This is a genomic window from Protofrankia sp. Cr1, assembly GCF_963555865.1.
Classification (GTDB): Bacteria; Actinomycetota; Actinomycetes; order Frankiales; family Frankiaceae; genus Protofrankia.
This window is the reverse complement of record NZ_CAUVXO010000039.1, coordinates 15,752-21,633: the sequence shown is the minus strand read 5'-3', so window position 1 is coordinate 21,633 and position 5,882 is coordinate 15,752. Positions and strand designations below refer to the sequence as shown.

Here is a 5,882-nt window from a genome sequence, read left to right as displayed (position 1 = left end):
GACGACCGATTTCTAACGACATTGCTCCACCTCGGGAGATACAGGAGAAAAGCGGCCTTGATCACAGGACCGCCGGTCGAAAAAGGGGCTCATGGCGCTCCCAGCGATACCTGTGCGTGATCAACGGCTTCCGGCGAAAGGTCGACGCCCCGACGCAGTGTGCGCACGACACGTCCGTGACTCAGAATGTGTACGCGGTCGGCCAGGCGGGCCAGCTCCTCGCTGTCGGTCGACACCAGCAGGACCGCCGTTCCCGCGTCCGCGCTACGCTCGATGATGCTGTGGACCTGATCACGAGCCTTCACGTCGATGCCGGCGGTCGGGTCGTCGAGCACGAGCACCTTCGGGGACAGGCGCAACGCGCGGGCGACGAGCACCTTCTGCTGGTTACCTCCGGACAGGCTCGTGATGGGCGCGTCCACGCCGCGGGTCACGATCCCGAGCTCGTCGACCCAGGTACGAACCTCCCGGCGCTCGGACCCGGCGTCGATGTAGCCGCGCCGGACATGGCGACGCAGCGACCCCATGGTCAGGTTCTGGCGTACCGTCAGGGTGGCGAAGGTGCCATACCGCGCCCGCTCTCCCGGTACGAAGGCCAGCCGGGCAGCCATGGCCGCGGCGGGATTCGCCGACGGGACGGCGACACCGTCCACGGACACCCGGCCCGTCCGGGGCATCCGTCCGCTGAGCATTGCACCCAGCACCTCGCGACCCGAACCGGTCAGGCCGGCGATTCCGACGATCTCCCCACGGCACACGGTGGTGGACACTCCGGCGACGGTTCCCCCGGCGATCTCCTCAAGTCCGAGGACGACGGGCCCGGCCGCCTCGACCGCCTCGTCACGCCCGGTCGAGATGACCAGGTCGTGACCAACCATCAGCCGGCCGAGGGTGTCGCGGTCCATGCCGGCGGCATCTGCCGATGCGACCTTCCGGCCGTCGCGCAGGACCGTGACGTGGTCCGCGATGTCGAGGACCTCGTCCAGATGGTGCGAGACGATGAGCACGCTGTGTCCGGCGTCCCGCAGCCGCCGGATCGTCGCCAACAGCCGGTCCACGTCGGCCGCCGGCAGGGCGGCGGTCGGTTCGTCGAGCACCAACACCGCCCTACCCTGGTCCGGTTCGGGAAGCGCCCGCGCGATCGCGAGACCTGTGCGGTCGGCCAGCCCCAGTTCGCCCGCCGGGGCGCGGACATCGATGTCGAGCCCGACCCGCGCCACCCGCTCCTGCGCCTGCCGGCGGGCTTCCCGCCAGCGGATCCGGCCGAGGAAGCCCCGCGGGTAGGACAGTCCCAGCATGAGGTTCTCCACCGAGCTGAGGTCGAGGAGCAGCCCCAGGTCCTGGTGGACGAAACGGATTCCGGCCTCGTGCGCCGCCGCTGATCCGAATTGCAACGGCATACCGTGCACCCAGACGCCGCCGCCCGGGTCCGGCCGGTGGTAGCCCGCCACAATCTTGATCAGGGTGGACTTGCCGGAGCCGTTCTGCCCGACAAGGGCGTGCACCTTTCCCTCGGCGATGGCAAGATCGACACGGTCGAGGACCACCTGCCCGGAAAACGTCTTGGACAGGTTGCGGATGTCCAGGGCCGGCACGTTCGCCCGGTCCTCCTGCGACGCTGTCTCGACTTCGCCGTCACTCACCATTACTCAACTGACCTGACACCCCGCGCCTGCTGGGGCCGAAGAGTGCGTGAAAGAACGATGATCGCGCGCTCTTCGGCGAACCGTCTGATTTCAGCTTGCCGTGACCTCAGAGACCCCACAGCTTCTTGAACGTGTCCTTGAAGCCCGCCGGCCCGGGCCAGCCGTTCTTCTCGTCCACGATGGCCTTCGCCTGGTCGGGTGTGCTCACGAGATAGAACGGCGAGATCGCGGCCTTGCGCTCGTCCGGCAGCGACCACTGGTCGACTGCGACACGAGCCATCTGGTCCACCATCGTCCACATCGCGAGCTCCTGCGGGAGTGCGCTCCATGCCGTCGAGGTGCCGTTGATGACTTCGTTGAACTGCGGCTGCGCCCCCTGGGTACCGACCAGCTTCACCTTCCCCAACAGGCCGGCTGTCTTCAGGACGACTGGCACACCTTTCTCAAGGCCGTTGTAGGTGAAGAAGACATAGTTGACGCTGGGATTTGCCTGCAGGTAGGAGGAGACGCTCTGCGGTACGGCGCCACCGGCGAGGTCGTTGACCGTCGTCTCAAGATTGTGGATCTTGCAGCTGGGGCAGTTCTTGCCGAGCTCGGCGCTCACCCCGTCGGCCTGTGCCGTCAGAACCGGGTAGGAGGGGATCGTCACCTGCAGGATGTCGGCCTTGCCGTTCGAATCCACAGCCATGAAGTCGGCCATCGCGCCGCCGAAGGCACTGGCGGCGGTGGCGTCGTTGCAGTCCGAGAAAAGGTTGTTGCCCGGTCCCGCGGGCACGTCCGTGGTGTAGCACATGAACAGCGGGATGCCCTTGGACTTCGCCTGGTTCATCTGCTGCTTGAACAGGTTGACGGGAAAGCCGGTGGTGGCGATGTAGTCCACGCCGGCGTCGATGGCCTGTTGAATGGCCGAACCCGGATCGGTTGCGGTGGCGCTCAGCGTGGTCAGGCTCCAACCCAGGGCGCTGGTGGCGTCCTTGACGAAGCCAGCCAGGATGGCGCAGTTCGGGTCCGCGCACTGGACGAAGGCGACCTTCTTCTTCGGCGGCGCAGACTTCAGCGGCGTGGACTGAACGATGCTCGTCGGCGGCGTCAGGTACTTGGCGAGGTTCGCCTTGGCTGCTGCTAACGACGCGTCGGACGCCGGACTCGGGTTTACCGCCGCCGGCGTCGCCGAGTCCGAATCACTGCCGCACGCCGCGAGGAACAGCGCGAGGACCACGCCGACGACGAGGGGCATTACTCTTCGAGAACTGCGATGCATGTGATTACCCCGTCGGTCCTTGAAGGAAAAGGCAGGCATCCTGACACAGCGCCGGCACCGGCCGGCCACCGTCTCGGAATGCCGTCGCCGAGTGATAGAGGATCAGTTGGGAAACAGCTGGACGTGGGGAAGGACTGTCGGCGGTGTCGCACCTGGACGCCGAGTCAGAGCCGGATCAAGTGCCAGGAAAATTATTCCTCGCGATGTTCGCTGTCAAGGACATGCTCGGCGGCCCCCTTCTGGAGATCCACCGGGAACCAGACACGCCCGGCCGTCATCCAGTTGGCCGAAGTGCACGCGATCATGGTCCTTTTCGCGCGCTCGGAGGCCCCAAGAGTCGCCAGCCGCCGTGGCCACGGACGAGGTATGCCCTCCCCTCCGCCAACCGTCGGTACCGCCGGACCGGACACGCGGGCCAAGGAGATACCGGAGGGCGTCCACGCTGCCCGTATCAACCGTGGTCCACGTCACACGGAGACCATAAACGTCATGACGATTAACCGCAAGGGAGGGATGCGGGACGGTCACGCGCATCGGCCGGCACGGACGCCGGTCCTACGGGAGGATCCCCTCGCCGGTGACTCCTCATGAGGAATACGGTTCCACGAGTTCGCCCGCGGCGTCACCAACGCCCACGGCGCCGATGTGTGATCGTCGCCGTGGGTGTCGTGCAGGGCGAGCTCAGTCCACCGGATGTGTGCGGGAGTCGCTACCCACCACCAGGATCCTGCCGGGGGCACGTTCGCCGTTGGTCAACCAGTAGCCGCCGTCGCGGTGTAAGCCGACCTGCGCGGGCGGAGCGCACCTGCCATCGACCCGATGGGTGTCGAATCCGGTACTCACCCCGACGAAGGTTTCATGGCAGCTCGGGCAGTGGGCGGCGTTCAACGCCGTCCAACGGACACCGCATCGCCCACAGCTCAGCAGAATCGGTCGGTCGTATTCGACGTCCCGGCCAGCCACTGGCTCGCCCCCTCACCCATCCGACCTCGCACCCGCCACCGACCATGATGCGGTGGCTGGTGGTCGGTGGTGCGGGCAGGGGCGACCAGCCATGCGATGCCTCGCATGATAATGCGAAGCCAACCGGTCGGCCCGGTATGCGCGGGTAGCTGTCCGATCCCGTGGACCTGCCCATCGACACAACCGGATGACACAACCGGATGACACAGCCCAACGACACAGCCGGACCGGCGTGAGGTCACGCCGGTCCGGCTGTGTCGTTGCGTACGGCGACCAGCACCGCGACGCCGTCAGGGTCCGGTAGCGGGTACCTGTCCGATCCCGCCGGTCGATGTCACCCCGGGAACCCACCACCGGTCCCGGAACCGCCGCCCGTTGCGGCTCCGGATCCGGACCCGGACCCGGAGCCGGCAGCGCCGGAGAGGGCGTCCGCGGCGCTGGAGAGCGCACCGCGGGTGAGATTCAAAGCAGCATGAGCAACATCATTGGCTGTGTTCTCGCCCATGCTGCCGGGGTCGGCGCCATCGTTGCCGCCGGTGCCCGAGCCCGCGTTGGCTCCCGGGGCAGAGTTGGCTCCCGGGGCGGAGCCGAAACCTGAGCCAGGGGTGGTGCTGGCGTTGGTAGTGGTTCCACCAACGCCGGAGACGGCATTCGCGGCGCTGGACAGCGCACCGCGGGTGATGTCGACGGCTATGCGGGACACGTCACCGGCAGCACCGGCCGCCGTGGCGCCCGGGTCGCCGCCGGCGGTGAGGGAGGGGAAGGCGCTGGCCGGAGCGGCACCCAGGAGCGCGGCGAGCATCCCGGTGACGGTGACGACACCGGCACGCCGCAGGGTTCTGGCGGTCATGCTTGCCCCCAGCAGATATCCGAAGTGGACGTTTCCCTGGAAACGTAGGCCGTCGCGCGGGGTCGAGGCGTCACATACCGCGCACTGTGGTAATGGTTTCATCACAACGGACAACCCGGCGCGTAATCCATCAGATGATTCCGTGGTCAGCGCGGTTTCCCGGGCAGCGCCGTTACCCGGGCAATTCTGTTTTCCGGGCAGCGCCGTTACCCGGGCAGCGCCGTCGACGCTGCCATCAGGTCAGGCGATGCCATCAGGTCAGGCGATGCCCGCGGGGACTGGCGCGGTCGAAATGGGGGAACACCCTCGGTGCGCCACCGCGCATCACCCTCGCGTGGCCGCACCGGATGCAGGGAGGTCATGATGTCCAGAACAGCGACAGAGCATCGAGGGTACGGCGACGCCGCCGGTGCAGTGTGGGCCGTCCTCCTTGTGCTGGGCATCGCCGTGACAGCACTCGGCGTCGTGCTCGTCGCGAACCCGTCCGACTCGGCGAGCACTCTGGCGATCCTGGTCGGGTTGGCTATGGTGCTGTCCGGGATCACCGAGGTGCTCGCGGCGGGACGGGCGCCGGAACCTGCCATGGCGGCCGTGTTCGGCGTCCTGCTGGTCGTGGGCGGAATCGTGGCACTTGCCTGGCCTGCTGTGACGCTCTGGGCGCTGGCTGTGATAGTTGGGGTGTCCCTCGTAGTAGCCGGATTCATCCGGCTGATCATGGCCTCGGCCGCTCCGGCGAACGATCCTGGACGTGGGCGAGCCGCCCTGGTCGGCATTCTGTGCGTGATCGCCGGTATCGTGGCCATGTCCTGGCCGTCTGCGACCGTCTACGTCCTGGCCGTGGTCTTCGGAATCTGGGTGATCGTTCACGGGGTCACACAGATCATCCTTGCGCTGAGCCTTCGCCGGGCGCTGGCGGCCACCGCCCCCTGATGGCGGATCTCCCGCGCTGAGAACCGCCTCCACCGGCGGTCCGCACTTCGGCACAACCGGCGGCGGATGGGCGGACAGGCCACTCGGCCTTGTTCGCCATCGATCTGAGCCGCCCATCGAGCGCCATCGGCTGGAGTCCCTGCCGGGAAAGCGCCGCGTCTTGAGGCTGCGCAATCCGCTTCATAACGTCTGGCGTGGGTCGATTGACCGGGGTATTCCCGAAGACCCGTCG

The 5,882-nt window shown here is 67.4% G+C and carries 5 protein-coding genes; 1 reads left to right on the top strand and 4 read right to left on the bottom strand.

Annotated features, from left to right (window positions below; translation table 11 throughout):
* Positions 1-89 precede the first annotated feature (89 nt).
* The 4 genes from U9980_RS06105 to U9980_RS06090 all read right to left on the bottom strand — a co-directional run bounded on the left by U9980_RS06105 (position 90) and on the right by U9980_RS06090 (position 4,822).
* Positions 90-1,643 (bottom strand): sugar ABC transporter ATP-binding protein, encoded by a 1,554-nt coding sequence (locus tag U9980_RS06105; RefSeq protein ID WP_322767042.1) that lies wholly within the window; start codon positions 1,641-1,643, stop codon positions 90-92.
* A gap of 109 nt (positions 1,644-1,752) precedes the next feature.
* Complete coding sequence (locus U9980_RS06100) at positions 1,753-2,865, bottom strand: sugar ABC transporter substrate-binding protein (protein ID WP_322767041.1); 1,113 nt, start codon at positions 2,863-2,865, stop codon at positions 1,753-1,755.
* 723 nt (positions 2,866-3,588) lie between these two features.
* Positions 3,589-3,870: a hypothetical protein gene (locus tag U9980_RS06095; RefSeq protein WP_322747106.1), complete on the bottom strand. Its 282-nt coding sequence runs from the start codon at positions 3,868-3,870 to the stop codon at positions 3,589-3,591.
* Between the two features lie 334 nt (positions 3,871-4,204).
* A complete protein-coding gene (locus tag U9980_RS06090) occupies positions 4,205-4,822 on the bottom strand; it encodes a hypothetical protein (protein WP_322767040.1) in 618 nt (205 codons plus the stop codon).
* 261 nt (positions 4,823-5,083) lie between these two features.
* Between U9980_RS06090 and U9980_RS06085 the strand changes: the two genes are divergently transcribed.
* The gene (locus U9980_RS06085) at positions 5,084-5,650 is read left to right on the top strand and encodes an HdeD family acid-resistance protein (protein WP_322767039.1); all 567 of its coding nucleotides are present in this window, start codon (positions 5,084-5,086) and stop codon (positions 5,648-5,650) included.
* The last annotated feature ends 232 nt before the right edge of the window (positions 5,651-5,882 follow it).